This is a genomic window from Marmoricola sp. URHA0025 HA25 (assembly GCF_054059435.1).
In genome coordinates, this window is the sequence record NZ_JBSSCD010000001.1 from 986,518 (window position 1) to 1,001,382 (window position 14,865).

The 14,865-nt window shown below is 70.6% G+C and carries 19 protein-coding genes; 14 read left to right on the forward strand and 5 right to left on the reverse strand.

From position 1 onward, the window contains the following. Positions 1-193: 193 nt before the first annotated feature. Together recA and ACVW00_RS04745 are read left to right on the forward strand one after the other, a co-directional pair. A complete protein-coding gene (gene recA / locus ACVW00_RS04740) occupies positions 194-1,243 on the forward strand; it encodes a recombinase RecA (RefSeq protein ID WP_457109749.1) in 1,050 nt (349 codons plus the stop codon). A 52-nt stretch (positions 1,244-1,295) separates the two neighbouring features. Continuing rightward, positions 1,296-1,889 (forward strand): regulatory protein RecX, encoded by a 594-nt coding sequence (locus ACVW00_RS04745; protein ID WP_457109750.1) that lies wholly within the window; start codon positions 1,296-1,298, stop codon positions 1,887-1,889. A gap of 72 nt (positions 1,890-1,961) precedes the next feature. Here ACVW00_RS04745 and ACVW00_RS04750 read toward each other — a convergent pair whose 3' ends face one another. Continuing rightward, positions 1,962-2,453, reverse strand: coding sequence for a nuclear transport factor 2 family protein (locus tag ACVW00_RS04750; RefSeq protein ID WP_457109751.1), 492 nt, complete (start codon positions 2,451-2,453; stop codon positions 1,962-1,964). 34 nt (positions 2,454-2,487) lie between these two features. Here ACVW00_RS04750 and ACVW00_RS04755 point away from each other — a divergent pair, with 34 nt between their 5' ends. The 3 genes from ACVW00_RS04755 to mptB all read left to right on the forward strand — a co-directional run bounded on the left by ACVW00_RS04755 (position 2,488) and on the right by mptB (position 5,223). Then, positions 2,488-3,174 carry a GNAT family N-acetyltransferase gene (locus tag ACVW00_RS04755; protein ID WP_457109752.1) on the forward strand — a complete coding sequence of 229 codons (687 nt, stop codon included), beginning with the start codon at positions 2,488-2,490 and terminating at the stop codon, positions 3,172-3,174. A gap of 23 nt (positions 3,175-3,197) precedes the next feature. Then, on the forward strand, positions 3,198-3,671 hold the full coding sequence (locus ACVW00_RS04760; protein ID WP_457109753.1) for a hotdog fold domain-containing protein: 474 nt from the start codon (positions 3,198-3,200) through the stop codon (positions 3,669-3,671). Positions 3,672-3,753: 82 nt separating this feature from the next. Continuing rightward, positions 3,754-5,223, forward strand: coding sequence for a polyprenol phosphomannose-dependent alpha 1,6 mannosyltransferase MptB (gene mptB / locus ACVW00_RS04765; RefSeq protein ID WP_457109754.1), 1,470 nt, complete (start codon positions 3,754-3,756; stop codon positions 5,221-5,223). Positions 5,224-5,229: 6 nt separating this feature from the next. On the opposite strand, the gene ACVW00_RS04770 is transcribed toward mptB, so the two are convergent. Beyond that, entirely contained in the window at positions 5,230-5,976 is a 747-nt protein-coding gene (locus ACVW00_RS04770; protein ID WP_457109755.1) for an amino acid ABC transporter ATP-binding protein, read from the reverse strand. Between the two features lie 128 nt (positions 5,977-6,104). Between ACVW00_RS04770 and ACVW00_RS04775 the strand changes: the two genes are divergently transcribed. Then, positions 6,105-6,716: a hypothetical protein gene (locus ACVW00_RS04775; RefSeq protein WP_457109756.1), complete on the forward strand. Its 612-nt coding sequence runs from the start codon at positions 6,105-6,107 to the stop codon at positions 6,714-6,716. A gap of 3 nt (positions 6,717-6,719) precedes the next feature. On the opposite strand, the gene ACVW00_RS04780 is transcribed toward ACVW00_RS04775, so the two are convergent. Beyond that, the gene (locus tag ACVW00_RS04780) at positions 6,720-7,133 is read right to left on the reverse strand and encodes a MarR family winged helix-turn-helix transcriptional regulator (protein WP_457109757.1); all 414 of its coding nucleotides are present in this window, start codon (positions 7,131-7,133) and stop codon (positions 6,720-6,722) included. Positions 7,134-7,373: 240 nt separating this feature from the next. Between ACVW00_RS04780 and ACVW00_RS04785 the strand changes: the two genes are divergently transcribed. The 7 genes from ACVW00_RS04785 to ACVW00_RS04815 all read left to right on the forward strand — a co-directional run bounded on the left by ACVW00_RS04785 (position 7,374) and on the right by ACVW00_RS04815 (position 13,068). Then, positions 7,374-8,333: a glutamate-cysteine ligase family protein gene (locus tag ACVW00_RS04785; protein ID WP_457109758.1), complete on the forward strand. Its 960-nt coding sequence runs from the start codon at positions 7,374-7,376 to the stop codon at positions 8,331-8,333. Further along, positions 8,330-9,325, forward strand: a complete 996-nt coding sequence (locus ACVW00_RS04790; RefSeq protein ID WP_457109759.1) for an ATP-grasp domain-containing protein — start codon at positions 8,330-8,332, stop codon at positions 9,323-9,325. The genes ACVW00_RS04785 and ACVW00_RS04790 overlap by 4 nt, the downstream gene beginning before the upstream one ends. Then, entirely contained in the window at positions 9,322-9,717 is a 396-nt protein-coding gene (locus ACVW00_RS04795; RefSeq protein WP_457109760.1) for an MAPEG family protein, read from the forward strand. The genes ACVW00_RS04790 and ACVW00_RS04795 overlap by 4 nt, the downstream gene beginning before the upstream one ends. Then, positions 9,714-10,493 (forward strand): gamma-glutamyl-gamma-aminobutyrate hydrolase family protein, encoded by a 780-nt coding sequence (locus ACVW00_RS04800; RefSeq protein WP_457109761.1) that lies wholly within the window; start codon positions 9,714-9,716, stop codon positions 10,491-10,493. The genes ACVW00_RS04795 and ACVW00_RS04800 overlap by 4 nt, the downstream gene beginning before the upstream one ends. A 62-nt stretch (positions 10,494-10,555) precedes the next feature. Beyond that, a complete protein-coding gene (locus ACVW00_RS04805; protein WP_457109762.1) occupies positions 10,556-11,068 on the forward strand; it encodes a hypothetical protein in 513 nt (170 codons plus the stop codon). Between the two features lie 33 nt (positions 11,069-11,101). Next, a complete protein-coding gene (gene miaB / locus ACVW00_RS04810) occupies positions 11,102-12,598 on the forward strand; it encodes a tRNA (N6-isopentenyl adenosine(37)-C2)-methylthiotransferase MiaB (protein ID WP_457109763.1) in 1,497 nt (498 codons plus the stop codon). Beyond that, the gene (locus ACVW00_RS04815; RefSeq protein ID WP_457109764.1) at positions 12,598-13,068 is read left to right on the forward strand and encodes a putative molybdenum carrier protein; all 471 of its coding nucleotides are present in this window, start codon (positions 12,598-12,600) and stop codon (positions 13,066-13,068) included. The genes miaB and ACVW00_RS04815 overlap by 1 nt, the downstream gene beginning before the upstream one ends. A gap of 1 nt (position 13,069) precedes the next feature. On the opposite strand, the gene ACVW00_RS04820 is transcribed toward ACVW00_RS04815, so the two are convergent. After that, entirely contained in the window at positions 13,070-13,303 is a 234-nt protein-coding gene (locus tag ACVW00_RS04820) for a hypothetical protein (RefSeq protein ID WP_457109765.1), read from the reverse strand. A 584-nt stretch (positions 13,304-13,887) separates the two neighbouring features. Here ACVW00_RS04820 and ACVW00_RS04825 point away from each other — a divergent pair. Then, complete coding sequence (locus ACVW00_RS04825; RefSeq protein WP_457109766.1) at positions 13,888-14,217, forward strand: GIY-YIG nuclease family protein; 330 nt, start codon at positions 13,888-13,890, stop codon at positions 14,215-14,217. Between the two features lie 389 nt (positions 14,218-14,606). Here ACVW00_RS04825 and ACVW00_RS04830 read toward each other — a convergent pair whose 3' ends face one another. After that, complete coding sequence (locus ACVW00_RS04830; protein WP_457109767.1) at positions 14,607-14,810, reverse strand: antitoxin; 204 nt, start codon at positions 14,808-14,810, stop codon at positions 14,607-14,609. Between the last annotated feature and the right edge of the window lie 55 nt (positions 14,811-14,865).

The following is a 14,865-nucleotide window of genomic DNA, read 5'->3' on the forward strand; positions in this document are numbered from 1 at the left end:
GGTCCGAAACGGTGCCCGACACGCCCGTCGCAAAGGCTGGGATCGAACACACGTTCGTACTACTGTGGCGTCCACAGGCAAGGGTCGAACCGCCGTCGTGCACAGGGCAGAGAGCGCCCGTCGTGAGTGTCGGTGGCCGCACCTAGCGTCTGCCGAGACGACGGACCCGCACCTCGAAGACAGGATCAAGGACATGGCTGCACCAGACCGCGAGAAGGCCCTCGACATCGCCCTCGGCAACATCGAGAAGCAGTACGGCAAGGGTTCGGTGATGCGCCTCGGTGACGAGATCCGTGCGCCCCTCGAGGTGATCCCGACCGGCGCGATCTCGCTCGACATCGCCCTCGGCCTCGGCGGCCTGCCGCGCGGCCGCGTGGTGGAGATCTACGGCCCGGAGTCCTCCGGCAAGACCACCGTCGCGCTGCACGCGGTGGCCAACGCCCAGGCGGCCGGAGGCATCGTCGCGTTCATCGACGCCGAGCACGCCCTGGACCCCGACTACGCGAAGAACCTCGGCGTCGACACCGACGCCCTGCTGGTCTCCCAGCCCGACAGCGGTGAGCAGGCGCTGGAGATCGCCGACATGCTGATCCGCTCGGGCGCGCTCGACCTGATCGTGATCGACTCGGTGGCTGCGCTCGTGCCGCGCGCCGAGATCGAGGGCGAGATGGGCGACAGCCACGTCGGCCTCCAGGCCCGGCTGATGAGCCAGGCGCTGCGCAAGATGACCGGTGCGCTGAACAACTCCAACACCACGATGATCTTCATCAACCAGCTCCGCGAGAAGATCGGCGTGATGTTCGGCTCGCCCGAGACGACCACGGGTGGCAAGGCGCTGAAGTTCTACGCCTCGGTCCGCCTCGACGTGCGCCGGATCGAGACGCTCAAGGACGGCACCGACATGGTCGGCAACCGCACCCGGGTCAAGGTCGTGAAGAACAAGGTGGCGCCGCCGTTCAAGCAGGCCGAGTTCGACATCATGTACGGCAAGGGCATCAGCCGCGAGGGCGGCCTGATCGACGTCGGCGTCGAGGCGGGCCTCGTGCGCAAGGCCGGTGCCTGGTACACCTACGAGGGCGACCAGCTCGGCCAGGGCAAGGAGAACGCCCGCACGTTCCTCAAGGACAACCCCGACCTGGCCAACGAGATCGAGAAGCGGATCCTCGAGCACCTCGGCATCGGTCCTTCGGTCGACGCCCCCGCCGACGCAGGAGTGGTAGACCCCGACGGCATCGACTTCTGATCTCGACTCGGCTCGATCAACGGGGTGAGGTATGCCGAGCGAAGGAGCAAGGGTGGTCGAGCAGCGAGCGACAGCGAGCGATCAGTCGAGACCTCCGGTCGCACCCGAGCAGGACCGTGACCTCGGGCCCGACGCCGACCCGGAGTCGGTGGCGCGCAAGATCCTGCTCGACCAGCTGACCGGGCGAGCCCGCAGCCGCGCCGACCTGGAGAAGAAGCTCGCGCAGCGCAACGTGCCCGGCGACGTCGCGGCCCGCCTGCTCGACCGGTTCGAGGAGGTCGGGCTCGTCGACGACGCCGCCTTCGCCCGGGAGTGGGTGGCCCAGCGGCAGGAGGGCCGCGGTCTCGCGAAGCGAGCTCTGGCCCACGAGCTGCGCCGCAAGGGCATCGACGACGAGGTGGCCCGCGACGCGCTGGACGTCATCGACGACTCCGACGAGGTCGAGGCGGCGCGCCTGCTGGTGCGGCGCAAGCTGCGCTCGGTGCGCGGGCTCGACAACGACAAGGCCGTCCGCCGGCTGGTCGGCATGCTCGCCCGCAAGGGGTACTCCAGCGGGGTCGCCTACCGGGTGGTTCGTGACGAGCTCGGGGCGGATCTTGTCGATCCCGAGCGGAGCCGCGCCAGCGGATCCGCTGATGGTGGTTGAGCGAGCCGCGCGACTGAGGCACGAAGTCGCGACCGGCGTGTCGAAACCTGGTGACGTACGCGCCGAGCCGACCTAACGCTCCAACGCCTCCAGCATGGCGAGACCTTCGTCGGAGAGCGTGCCGTGCTGCTTCGCCACCCGTGACCAGTCGCGCACCATGTCGGCGAACTTCTGCGGGTTGTAGATGTCCTCCTCGCGGGTCAGGTTGCCCGCGTCGTCGAAGGTCAGGATCGTGATGTTCGAGGCCTCGTGGACCGACCCGTCACCGGGATCGCGCATGAGGTTGCGGATCTCGCAGATCACCCGGTTCGTCGGCGGGTCGAAGACCGACCAGGCAGGCGGGAACGCGACCATCTCGCTACCGGGGTAGGTGGTCATCGTCTTGACGATCCAGGGCCGGATCTCCTCGCGACCGGTGAAGTCGCCGTAGACGTGCTCGCAGTAGGTGGCGTCCTCGGTGAACAGGTCGGCGAACCGCGTCCAGTCGCCCGAGGCCGCGATCTCCTCGACCGCACGCACGTAGCGGTCGAACCCGGACTGCAACACGTTCTCGTTCTCGGTCACGGCGCCATCAAACCATTCCCGGCACACTGAGCACATGGAGTTCGAGGTGCTCCGCGCCCAGGCCCGCGAGGGCGAGCCGTGGGCGGCGCTCGGCGACCGCTTCGCGCCGCCAGGTGTGACCGGTCCGGTCCTCGCCGTCGACCTGTCCGGCGACCCGCTGCGCTACCGGGTCGACGAGGAGCACCGGTTCTCGGTGCGTCCGATGACCGTGGGCGACTTCCCGGACGTCTCGCGGTGGGTCAACGAGCCACACGTGGCCCGGTGGTGGGACGAGCACAGGTCGATCGAGCAGGTGGCTGCCCACTACGGCCCTGCACTGCGTGGCGACGACCCGACCAGGATGTGGGTCTGGGAGGTGAACGGCCGCTCGGTGGGCTTCTCCCAGGACTACCGGATCAGCGACCACCCCGACTACGCGCTGCTCTGCGCGCGGCCCGACGCGGTCGGTTTCGACTACGCGATCGGAGAGCCCGCCTTCGTCGGCCGCGGGCTCGGCACCAGCCTGCTCTGGGTGTTCCTGCGCGACATCGTCTGGCCGGCGTACCGGGAGGTGGGGGAGCTGTTCGCCGCACCCGACCACCGCAACGTCGCCTCACTGCGGGTGCTCGCCAAGCTCGGCTTCACCGCCGGGCTGTGGTTCGACGAGCCCGCGGGGGAGGGACGCACCGACACCGTGGTCGGGTGCTCGCTCGATGTGGCGCAGGTCATAGGCCGGTTCTAGTTACTCGGGAGTAACGTAGCGGCATGGCCAACGTCGCTGATCTGTACAAGAAGTCCACCGCGATCCCGTTCGTCGGCGACCGGCTGTTCTCGCTGGCATTCGCACAGAAGGCGCCGTACTTCTGGAGCATCCGGCCCCGGTTCACCGTGATCGAGCCGAACCATGCCGAGCTGGTGATCCCGAAGCGGCGCGCGGTGCAGAACCACCTCGGCACCGTGCACGCGATCGCCCTGTGCAACGGGCTCGAGGCGGCGATGGGTGCGCTGGCCGAGGCCACGATCCCGAGCCACAAGCGGTGGATCCCCAAGGGCATGGACATCAGCTACACCGCGAAGGCGACCACCGACATCACCTGCATCGCGGAGACCGACCCGGAGCAGTGGACCAGTGACGACCCGGACCTGCCGGTGCGCGTGAAGGGGGTCCGCCAGGACGGCACCGTGGTGATCGAGGGCGTGATCAAGCTGTACGTCACCCAGAAGCCCGCCCGGAAGTAGGCACGAAGGCAGGCACGGAAGTAGCCCCGGAAGCAGCACCGCTGTAAGGCTGTGTTCAGTTTGCGGTGCCTAGGTTGGCCTCGTGCCTGGTGTCCTGGCCCGGGGCGTGCTCGGCTCCCTGCTGATCACTGCCGGCGGCTACTGCTACGACCGGCTGCCTCGTGGCACCTGGATGGACCGCGTGTCCTGGCTGTGGACGGTCCGCACCTCGCCGCACCCGGTCACCTGGGGGATCGGTCTGAGCGTCATGGGGCTGCTGCTGCTCACCTGGGCGTGGTGGGACCTGGTGCGTGGAGTGCGCGGAGACCGCGGCGGCCCGGGCGACCTCGCCCGCGTGCGGGTCACGGCCGCGGCATGGGCCGCCCCGTTGCTGGTCGCGCCGCCGCTCTTCAGTGGCGACGGATGGAGCTACGTGGCCACCGGCGACCTGGCCGGACGCGGCCTCTCGCCGTACCTCTGGACGCCCGCGGCCCTGCCCACCCCGCTTCGCTCCGGAGTGGCCCACAGCTGGCTCTTCACCCCGTCGCCGTACGGCCCGCTGTCCCTCGCCTGGGGCGGCGGGCTGTCGCGCCTGACCCAGGACCCCTGTACCCTGCTCACCTGGTACCGGCTGCTGTCGGTGCTCAGCCTCGTCGTGCTCGCGTGGGCCGTCCCGGTGCTCGCGCGGAGGGCCGGCCGCGACCCTGTGCACGCCGCCGCCCTGGTGGTGGCGAGCCCGTTCGTGATCGTCCACGGCATCGGCGGGATGCACAACGACCTCACGGTCTCTGCGCTCGTGCTCGCCGCCCTGGCGGTGACCCGTCGAGGCAAGTGGGTCGCCGGCGCACTGCTGGTCGGCGTCGCCACGGCGGTGAAGGCGCCGGGGATCCTCGGAGCGGTCGGCGTCGTGCTGCTCTCCGTCCCGCCGGGCGGCGGCGTGCTGGCTCGGTCGCGCCGGGCGGTCGCCGTCGGTGCAGTGAGCGCGGCGGTCCTGCTCGGCGCCGGCTGGGTCACCGGCCTCGGCACCGGCTGGGTCCACGCACTGGTGGTCCCGGAGAGCGAACGCACGCCGCTGGCGGTGAGCTGGGTGCTCGGTCGCTGGACCCATGACCTGCTCCTGCACCTGGGACCCTCCGGCGCGGCCGCGGCCCACCACCTGCACCCGGTGGCACTGGCGAAGAAGCTGGGTCTCGCGGTGCTCGTCCTCGTGGCCGCCTGGGTCACGCTGGTGCGCCGTATCGGTACGCCGGCGCGCGCCCTCTCCGGGGCCGGGCTCGTCCTGCTCGCCGCGGTCGTGCTGAGCCCGGCCGGGCACTACTGGTACTTCCTCTGGTGCGTGCCGCTGCTGGCGTGCCTCCCGCTCCGCCGGTCCGCGTACGCCGCGCTCGTCGCCGCCATCGTCACCCTGGGCCTCACCGCGCCCGCGGACCCGGCGCTGCACCAGAAGTGGCTCGTCCAGTGGTCGGCGCTCCTGGTCGTGCTCGTGCCGGGCGTCGCCGCAGTGCTGGCGGCCCGGGGCGGTCGCGCCCGGGAGCCCGCGTCAGGTCCGGCGACCACCGACCAACCCGTCTGAGCCTGCTCAGTGCGCGAGGATCTTGCTGAGGAAGTCCTTCGCCCGATCCGACCGGGGGTTGTCGAAGAACTCGCCGGGGGCGCTCTCCTCGACGATCGCGCCGTCCGCCATGAACACGATCCGGTCGGCCGCCGTGCGGGCGAAGCCCATCTCGTGGGTGACCACGACCATCGTCATGCCGCGTCCGGCCAGGTCGACCATGGCGTCGAGGACCTCCTTGATCATCTCCGGGTCCAGTGCGGAGGTCGGCTCGTCGAAGAGCATCACCTTGGGGTCCATGGCGAGCGCTCGGGCGATCGCGACGCGCTGCTGCTGGCCTCCCGAGAGCTGAGCCGGGTACTTGTCCGCCTGGGAGCCGACGCCGACGCGGTCGAGCAGCTCGCGTGCGCGTGCCTCCGCGGCCTCCGTGCTCTCGCCGCGAACCTTCGTCGGACCGAGAGTGACGTTGTCGAGGATCGTCTTGTGGCCGAACAGGTTGAAGCTCTGGAACACCATGCCCACCTCCGCCCGCAGCGTCGCGAGCGCCTTGCCATCCTCCGGCAGCGGATTGCCGTCGAGCGTGATCGTGCCCGAGTCGATCGTCTCCAGCCGGTTGATCGTCCGGCACAGCGTGGACTTGCCCGAGCCTGACGGCCCGATCACGACGACGACCTCGCCACGGTCGATCGACAGGTCGATGTCCCGCAGCGCGTGCAGGTCGCCGAACCACTTGTTGACGCCCTCGAGGACGACGAGACCTTCGCGACCCGGCATGGGGACATTCCTACGCGGTCGGAGCGTCGCCGCGCCACCGAGCCACCCCTCCATCGCGTTTGTCGCATCGGCTCTCGGGCACTGCGAGGGCGTCGAAGTCATCGAAGGGGGAAGGACCCATGCAACCCGTGAAGCTCCTCGAACGTGCCGCCGGAACCGCCGTCCACGCCGTCCGGCACCCAATCTCCTCGGCCGCGTACGCCGCCGGGCTCGCTCGCGGGCTTGCCGGGGCAGCGCTTCACGGGACCATGGTGAAGGGCCACGATCCCGAGGCAGGGGCACCGCCCGTGACGCCGCGGCAGCGGTCGGCGTCGCGGACGGAGACCTCCGCGCCCTCGGGCCCGCGGGAGCCGCAGCGCGTGCCCAAGCCGGTGCCTGCACCCGAGGACCTGCCGGAGCCGATCGTGATCGAGGCGGTCGACGAGGAGCCCGGCGAGTCGTTCGCCACCGAGCCGAAGGCGGTCTCCCGGGAGTCCGCACACGGCGGCGGACGACCCGTGAACGATGCGGAGATCGACGCCTGGATCGACGAGGCGATGGCGGGTCTCGACGAGACGCCCGGCGTCGACGTCGAGACCCCGGTCGGCACGACGGGTGCAGCGGCGGGGCACAACCCTGACACCGCCGAGGCCGACCTGCAGCAGCGCGAGACCCTGTCGCTCCTCGACCCTGGCGAGCTCAAGTCCGTCCGTAGCGAGAGCGAGACCCTGCGCAAGGGCGCCGATCCCGAGAAGGGCTAGCGGTCAGTCCTCGCCGGCGCCGGACCTGAGCACCTCGACGACCTTCTGCAGGCCGGTGCGCAGCTGCTCGTAGCCGTCCTCGCCGAGCTCGGCGACGATCCGCTCCTCGAGGTCGACGATGTGGTCCCAGCCGTGCGTGACCTCCTCGAGGCCGAGCTCCGAGTAGGTCACCCTCTTCGCGCGGCGGTCCGTCGGGTCAGGCGTCATCTCCAGGATCCCGAACCCGACCAGCTCGCGGACGATCTCCCCCATCGACTGCCGGGTGACGCCGGCGCGCACGGCGAGCTCTGCCGTGTGGGCACCCTCGAGGCCGAGGGTCCCGAACACCGCGTTGTGCGCGAACTTCGCCTCCTTCCAGCCGCGCGTGCGCGCAGCGCGGACCATGTCGGTCTGGAGCTCCCGGTCGGCTTCGTGCACCAAGGAGATCAGCGGCTGCCGGGACGGTTGACGCAGAGGCCTTGACATTCGTAAGGAAACCTTCCAATATTCGACAGGTAACCTTACTTTATCAGGAGTGTCACGATGACGCCTCGCCACCCGCACGAGTCCCGGTGGACTCCGGAGAGATTCCCGGCCACCCGGGTCGGGAGCCCCGTGACGGCGGGACGCCGGCACCCGGACGATCGTCCTGGAGCAACGAGCTCACAGGAGGTCGCGATGCATCTCGACGTGCGCACCCGCGTCGCCGCACTGTTCCCGAAGCGCGGGCCGCGCCGCACCCGGGTCGGCCTCGAGCAGGAGCTCCTCACGGCGCGGCTGAGCGGGGAGCACGCCGGGATCGACGAGGTCCGTGCCGCGACCTGTCGCGCGGCGTACCGGGACTACCTCAGCTTCGAGCCCGGCGGTCAGGTGGAGCTCAGCCTGCCCTGTGCGGCGAGCGCGGCCGAGATCGCGGCGCGACTCCGTGATGACGTCGACGCCCTCCGGCACGATCTGGCCGCGGCCCGCCTCCTGATCGACGCGAGCCCGGTGGACCCGCGGTCCGAGCACAGTGTCCCGTTGCAGCTGACCTCGCAGCGGTACCTCGCGATGCAGACCCACTTCGACTCGATCGGGCCCGCCGGGCGCCGGATGATGCGACGGACCGCGTCGACGCAGGTCTGCCTGGACTGGTGGCCGGGACGTGAGGGCCGCGAGCAGTGGCGGGTCCTCAACCTGGCCGGCCCGTTCCTCGCCGCCGCCTTCGCCCGGAGCTGGGGTGACCGCGGACGCCTGACCACCTGGCTGGCGGTCGACCCGCCGCGGACCGCCTTCGACGACCGGTTGCTGCACGGTGACGACCCTGTCGCCGCCTACACCGCGTTCGCCGCGGGCGCGACTGCGTTCCTCGGTCCCGACGAGCACCTGTCGACGCTGTTCCCCCCCGTGCGGCCACGCGGTGACTACCTGGAGGTGCGTTTCCTCGATGCCCAGGAGGTCGACGCGGTCCTTCCGGTCGTGCAGCTGCTCACCACTCTCCTGTACGACGGGGAACGGCGACGCCGAGTCCTGGGCATCCTCGAGCCGGGCCGCCACGACCTGGCCGACCAGTGGCGTGCGGCCGCGGACGGTGACGCGGCCACCCTCGCTCAGGGTCGCGAGATCACTGCGCTCCTCGGAATGGAGCTGGCGGCATGAACGTGCTCTTCGTCATCGACCCGCTGGCCGGGCTGCAACCGGAGGTCGACGCAACCGTCGGGCTGATGGCAGCCGCCCAGGGTCTCGGCGCAGCCGTGTGGTGGTGCGGGCCCGAGGACCTGGCGCTCGTCGAGGGCAGGCTGCGGGCGCGTGCGAACCAGATCAGGATCCGGCCCCGAGGCCGCGGCGGCGACCATCGCTGGCTCGTGGAACCGGTCTGGTGGGACGACCTCGAGACCTCCGTCCTCGACGTGGCGGAGTCGTTCGAGCTCGTCCAGCTGCGGATCGACCCGCCGGTCGACTCCCGCTACCTGCACACGACGTACCTCCTCGACGCGGCTGAGGCCGCCGGGGTCCGGGTGACCAACCGACCGTCCGGCGTGCGGGAGCTGCACGAGAAGATCGCCGCGCTCCGGTGGCCCCAGCTCTGCCCCGCGACGACCGTCTCCGCCGCCGTCCCGGAGCTCCGCGACTTCGTGGCCGAGCACGGCACCGTGGTCGTCAAGCCCGTCGACGGGTTCGCCGGTGGCGACGTGTGGCTGGTGCGCAACGACGCTGCGGCGGCCTCCCTGCTCGAGTCGGCGACCGCCGGCGGTCACCGGCACGTGATCGTGCAGGCCTACCTGCCCGACGTCGAGCGCGGCAACAAGCGGCTGTTCCTGCTCGACGGCGAGGTCATCGGTGCGGTCCTGCGCCGGCCCGCTGCCGACGACTTCAGGATCGGCCCGCCAGTGGCAGCGGCCGCGGTCGATGCGGACGACGAGCGGATCGTCGCGGCGGTCGGTCCGGACCTCGTCCGGCACGGCCTGGCGGTCGCCGGCATCGACGTGATCGACGGCCGGCTGATCGAGATCAACCTGACCTGCCCCGGAGGAATGGCCAAGACCGACGCGCTGCTGGGCACCGACCTGAGCGGCACGATCATGCGCCGCCTGCTCTCACCCCGCTCGTCCCGGTCCGTCCCCTCCCACACCGAAAGGCTCCTCGCATGAGCAACGTCGTCATCGTCAGCATCGCGCTCCAGGGCATCCTCATCTTCGTCCTCGGCGCCAACGTCACCCGGTACCGCGCCATGCGCGGTGCCACCGGCAACCAGATGCCGTCCGATCCGGCCGACCGGATGCTGATCGCCCAGCGGGCCCATGGCAACGCGTCGGAGTACGTCCCCACCCTGATCGGCCTGCTGATCGTCTGCTCGACGCTCACCGACGGCTGGTGGCTCGACACCCTGGCAATCGCGGCGGTCGCGGGGCGCCTCGTGCACGCCCTGGGCATGCTCACCTCGAAGACGCTCGCCACGCACGGCCCGCTCCGCGACTCCGGAGCCATGCTGACCTACCTGTCCGGTATCGCGCTCGGCATCACCGCGGTCGTGGCGATGTGAACGGCCCGGTCATCGGGATCGTCGGCAACGCGCACGTCGTACCGAAGCACTTCGGCGACCTGCCCGTCGCGGGCACGCCCACCCGGTACGTCGAGGCGGTTGCGCGAGCCGGCGCTCGACCGGTGGTCCTGCCGGCACACGCGGCGCTCGACCTGCTCGATGTCGTCGACGCGCTGGTGCTCACCGGTGGGGGAGACGTCGAGCCCACCCGCTACGGGGGTGCGGGTGGTGCCCGGGAGGTCGATCCGGCTCGGGACCAGGTGGAGCTCGCGCTGGTGCGGGCCGCGGAACGGGGGCGGCTGCCGCTCCTCGGAGTCTGCCGCGGCATGCAGGTGATGGCCGTGGCGTACGGCGGCGATCTCCTTGACGGCGTCGACCACATCCGGCCCGACACCGGCCACCTCGTCCGCACCGCGCCCGGATCACTCGTGGCCGAACTCGTCGGGCCGGCTGCAGTGACCACCGCGCTGCACCGGCAGGCGGTGTCGGCAGCCGGCACGTCCTGGCGGGCCACGGCGTGGGCCGACGACGACGTGGTGGAGGCGATCGAGTGGGTCGCGGGCGACTGGGCGGCGCTCGGTGTGCAGTGGCACCCCGAGCTCGACGACCCGACCGGCCCGGCAGTCTTCGGCTGGATCGCCGCGGCGGCACGGGCCAGCCGGTCGAGCGTGCACCAGCCGTCCGGCCGTCCTGGCGGAGATCCTGTCGGACCCAGCACGGCCCAGCCGGCCTTCCGCAGCACGTCGTGCCGGCAGCTGATCGGGGCGTCGCGATGAGGATGCTGCCGGTCCGACGAGGAAGTCATCTCGGCCGAATTCCTGAGGTGAAGGAGCAGACGATGTGGCGAGCCTTGGCACGGATGACGCTGGCGTGCGGGGTCCTGGCCGCCACGGCCGCGGGCTGCGGGGCGGCGAAGGACGACGGCGATGCTTCGCCCGCGACCGGACGTACGACGCCTGCCTCTGGTGCGTCGTACGCGGCGCGGGTCAACGAGCTCTGCTCTGACCTGCTGGTGAAGGTCAAGGAGGTCAACGGTGGCGGCGGTGGCCATCCCGGCCACTTCCCGCTCGAGGAGTACCTGGCCGAGCAGCCGAAGCTGGCGGCACTGACGACCGCCTTCGACGCGAAGGTGGTGGCGATCCCGGTCGCGGCTGCCGACCGCGACGCGGCCGACGCCCTCCATGCCTTCCAGGTGATGTCCGACCGGGCGACGGCGATGCTCGACGCGGCTGCCGCCACCGGTGAGCAGGCGAAGTTCGACGAGGCGTTCGGCGCAGTCCATCGGATGTTCGACGAGAGCTCGGTCTCGGTCGACCTCATGACACAGGGCATCGTCTGCAACGGCCGCTGAGCCTCACCCTCGCTCGACTACTCTTGGGCGGTCATGAGCGCCCTCCCCGAGAACCCCGCCCGCACCTACGAGGTCAAGACCTACGGGTGCCAGATGAACGTGCACGACTCCGAGCGTCTCAGCGGTCTGCTCGAGGGTGCGGGGTACGTCGCGGCGGCCGAGGGTGACCAGGCGGACGTGGTGGTGTTCAACACCTGCGCCGTCCGCGAGAACGCCGACAACAAGCTCTACGGCAACCTCGGCCACCTCGCACCGGTCAAGGCGGCCCGACCCGGCATGCAGATCGCGGTCGGCGGCTGCCTGGCGCAGAAGGACCGCGACACCATCACCCGCAAGGCGCCCTGGGTGGATGTCGTGTTCGGCACCCACAACATCGGCTCGCTGCCGGTGCTGCTGGAGCGTGCCCGGGTCGCCGAAGAGGCGCAGGTGGAGATCCTCGAGTCGCTCGAGGTGTTCCCCTCGACGCTGCCGACCAAGCGTGAGTCGGCGTACGCCGCCTGGGTCTCGATCTCGGTGGGCTGCAACAACACCTGCACGTTCTGCATCGTGCCGTCGCTGCGCGGGACCGAGAAGGACCGGCGGCCCGGCGAGATCCTGGCCGAGATCGAGGCGCTCATCGCCGAAGGCGTCACCGAGGTGACCCTGCTGGGCCAGAACGTGAATGCGTACGGCGTGGAGTTCGCCGACCGGCAGGCCTTCTCCAAGCTGCTGCGCGCCTGCGGTGAGGTCGACGGCCTCGAGCGGGTGCGCTTCACCTCGCCGCACCCGGCCGAGTTCACCGACGACGTGATCGCGGCGATGGCCGAGACGCCCAACGTGATGCCCTCGTTGCACATGCCGCTCCAGTCCGGCTCGGACAAGGTGCTCAGGGCGATGCGCCGGTCCTACCGGCAGGAGCGCTACCTGGGGATCATCGACCGGGTGCGCGCGGCGATCCCCGATGCCGCGATCACCACCGACATCATCGTCGGCTTCCCGGGCGAGACCGAGGAGGACTTCGCCGCGACGCTCGACGTGGTCCGGGCTGCGCGGTTCTCGGCCGCCTTCACCTTCCAGTACTCCAAGCGACCCGGTACGCCGGCCGCGACGCTGCCCGACCAGGTGCCGCCCGACGTCGTCCGCGAGCGCTACGAACGCCTGGTCGAGCTGGTCAACGAGATCGCCTGGGCGGAGAACCAGGCGCTCGAGGGCCGGACGGTGGAGCTGATGGTCGCCGAGGGCGAGGGTCGCAAGGACGCCTCGACGCACCGGCTCTCCGGGCGCGCAAGGGACAACCGCCTTGTGCACTTCAGCCCCGTCGGCGCCGACGGTCTGCCGCTGGAGGTCAGGCCCGGCGACATGGTGCAGGTGACGATCACCCGCGGGGCGCCGCACCACCTGGTCGCCGACGGGCCGGTCGTGTCGGTGCGTCGTACGCGCGCCGGCGACGCCTGGGCGAGACGGACCGCGGAGCAGCCGGCCGGTGTCGTGCTCGGCCTCCCCACGGTCGGGGTGCCGCAGCCGCTGCCGGACGCGCCCGCCTGCCGCTGATGCACAGGCCCTCGCGGATCGTCTCGGGGGGCCAGACGGGGGTGGACCGCGCTGCTCTCGAGGTGGGTCGTCGGCTCGGGATCGCCATCGGCGGCTGGTGCCCGGCCGGTGGTTGGGCCGAGGACCTCAGCGAGCCGCCGGGACTGCTCGCGATGTACCCGGAGCTCACTCCGACTCCGTCGACCGACCCGGGGGAGCGGACGCGCTGGAATGTCCGCGACAGCGACGCGACGCTGGTGATCATCGCCGCTGGGTCGTCGTCCCCGGGCACTGCGCTGACGATCGACATCGTCGAGGAGCTGGGTCGTCCGCACCTCGTCGCCGACGTGGCCGACGTACCGACCCTGCGGTCGTGGCTCGAGCAGCTGGCTGAGGGTGCCGTGCTCAACGTCGCCGGCCCGCGCGAGAGCGAGGCACCAGGGATCCAGGCCCAGGCGACGACGGTGCTGGAGGACCTGCTCGGCCGATAGCTCAGCCGGACGGCTCCGCGCTCGGGTCGTCGGTGTCGGCCTCGCGGTCAGGAGCCTCCCCCTGCTGCACCTCGTCCGGCACGTCCTCCTCCTCCATCTGCGCGTTCAGCGGCTCGTCGGGAGGCACCGGCGGGAAGGTGCCGTTCTCCGGCACCGCGTCCACCCCGCCCGCCTCGTTGCCGGGGTCCGGCTCCGGGTCCACCTTCGGCTCCGGGATGTTGTCCTGGTCGCTCATGACCCTCCCGTTCCCGAACGCGCCCCCAGGGAAACCTGAGTCGTGGTCGGGCAGCAACCCGACCCCAGGGTGGTCGACCAGCAACCCCAACCAGGGTGGTCGAGCAGCAACCCCAACCAGGGTGTTCGAGCAGCCAACCCCAACGAGGGTGGTCGAGCAGCGAGCGATCAGTCGAGACCTGGTGACCTTGGGCAGCAACCCGACCCCAGGGTGGTCGAGCAGCAACCCCAACCAGGGTGGTCGAGCAGTGAGCGCCAGCGAGCGATCAGTCGAGACCTGGTGACCTTGGGCACGAACCGAACGCCGGGTCGTCGAGCAGCAACCCCAACCGGGGTGGTCGAGCAGCGAGCGCCAGCGAGCGATCAGTCGAGACCTGGTGACCTTGGGCAGGAACCCGACCCCAGGGTGGTCGAGCAGCGAGCGCCAGCGAGCGATCAGTCGAGACCTGGCGACGTACGCAGAGACCACCCGGTCGCAGCCCGTCGCTGATCCCGCTCGCGTCCACATCCCGCGGACATGGACCGCTGCGAACAGCCATCCGACATGAACGCCGGCCGCGAGTCAGTTCTCGAGAGCCTTCTCCGATGGCCTGGGTCTACCTCCTCGAGTGCAGCGATCACAGCTACTACGTCGGCAGTACGACGGACCTGCCGGCCCGACTCCATCAGCACGAGTCCGGGCTCGGAGCGGCCTACACGGCCCGTCGCCGCCCGGTCAGGCTGGTGTGGGCGCTGGAGTTCGAGAGCGTGGTCGACGCCTTCGCGTTCGAGAAGCAGGTGCAGAACTGGTCGCGCGCGAAGCGGCAGGCGTTGATCGACGGGCGGCTGGGCGACCTTCCTGTGCTTGCCAGAGGGCGGACGGGATACCTGAGCCGTCGAACGCCGGAAGCACCGAACGACGACGAGCCGGTCTGAGCGATCGACGCTGTGGCTGGGTCGGTGCGTGCGTCACCCGGGTCTCGTCTGATCGCTCGCTGGCGCTCGCTGCTCGACCAGCCGTGGCTGGGCTCGGTGGTCGACCCGTTGTGGTTGGGTCGGTGCGTGCGTCACCGGGTCTCGTCTGATCGCTCGCTGGCGCTCGCTGCTCGACCAGCCGTGGCTGGGCTCGGTGGTCGACCCGTTGTGGTTGGGTCGGTGCGTGCGTCACCGGGTCTCGTCTGATCGCTCGCTGGCGCTCGCTGCTCGACCAGCTGTGGCTGGGTCGGTGCGTGCGTCACCGGGTCTCGTCTGATCGCTCGCTGGCGCTCGCTGCTCGACCACCTGTGGTCGGGTTCGCTGCTCGGCCAGCTGTGGCTGGGTTCGCCTCAGGGGATGTCGTCGTTCTTGCCGTCGAGGTCGTCCAGGGCGTCCTTGGCCTTGTCGACGCCGGCGTCGAGCTTGTCGGCGTACTTGCCGTCGGTCTTCTTGTCGATCATGTCCGCAGCCTTGTCGAGGCCGTCGCCGATCTTGTCGCCCTGGCTGTCGACCGCCTTCGTGAGCTTGCTCCTCACGTCGCTGAGGAAACCCATGTCCGTACTCCCTTCCCGGAGACCCGGACCACCCGGACCTGGTGGTTGGCACACT

Excerpts from the sequence above, each read along its gene's own strand:
- ACVW00_RS04790 (WP_457109759.1), top strand. The coding sequence starts at position 8,330 with ATGAACGTGCTCTTCGTCATCGACCCGCTGGCCGGGCTGCAACCGGAG.
- ACVW00_RS04770 (WP_457109755.1), bottom strand. The coding sequence starts at position 5,976 with ATGCCGGGTCGCGAAGGTCTCGTCGTCCTCGAGGGCGTCAACAAGTGG.
- recA (WP_457109749.1), top strand. The coding sequence starts at position 194 with ATGGCTGCACCAGACCGCGAGAAGGCCCTCGACATCGCCCTCGGCAAC.
- ACVW00_RS04830 (WP_457109767.1), bottom strand. The coding sequence starts at position 14,810 with ATGGGTTTCCTCAGCGACGTGAGGAGCAAGCTCACGAAGGCGGTCGAC.
- ACVW00_RS04805 (WP_457109762.1), top strand. The coding sequence starts at position 10,556 with ATGTGGCGAGCCTTGGCACGGATGACGCTGGCGTGCGGGGTCCTGGCC.
- ACVW00_RS04815 (WP_457109764.1), top strand. The coding sequence starts at position 12,598 with ATGCACAGGCCCTCGCGGATCGTCTCGGGGGGCCAGACGGGGGTGGAC.
- ACVW00_RS04785 (WP_457109758.1), top strand. The coding sequence starts at position 7,374 with ATGCATCTCGACGTGCGCACCCGCGTCGCCGCACTGTTCCCGAAGCGC.
- miaB (WP_457109763.1), top strand. The coding sequence starts at position 11,102 with ATGAGCGCCCTCCCCGAGAACCCCGCCCGCACCTACGAGGTCAAGACC.
- ACVW00_RS04795 (WP_457109760.1), top strand. The coding sequence starts at position 9,322 with ATGAGCAACGTCGTCATCGTCAGCATCGCGCTCCAGGGCATCCTCATC.
- ACVW00_RS04755 (WP_457109752.1), top strand. The coding sequence starts at position 2,488 with ATGGAGTTCGAGGTGCTCCGCGCCCAGGCCCGCGAGGGCGAGCCGTGG.
- ACVW00_RS04825 (WP_457109766.1), top strand. The coding sequence starts at position 13,888 with ATGGCCTGGGTCTACCTCCTCGAGTGCAGCGATCACAGCTACTACGTC.
- ACVW00_RS04820 (WP_457109765.1), bottom strand. The coding sequence starts at position 13,303 with ATGAGCGACCAGGACAACATCCCGGAGCCGAAGGTGGACCCGGAGCCG.
- ACVW00_RS04760 (WP_457109753.1), top strand. The coding sequence starts at position 3,198 with ATGGCCAACGTCGCTGATCTGTACAAGAAGTCCACCGCGATCCCGTTC.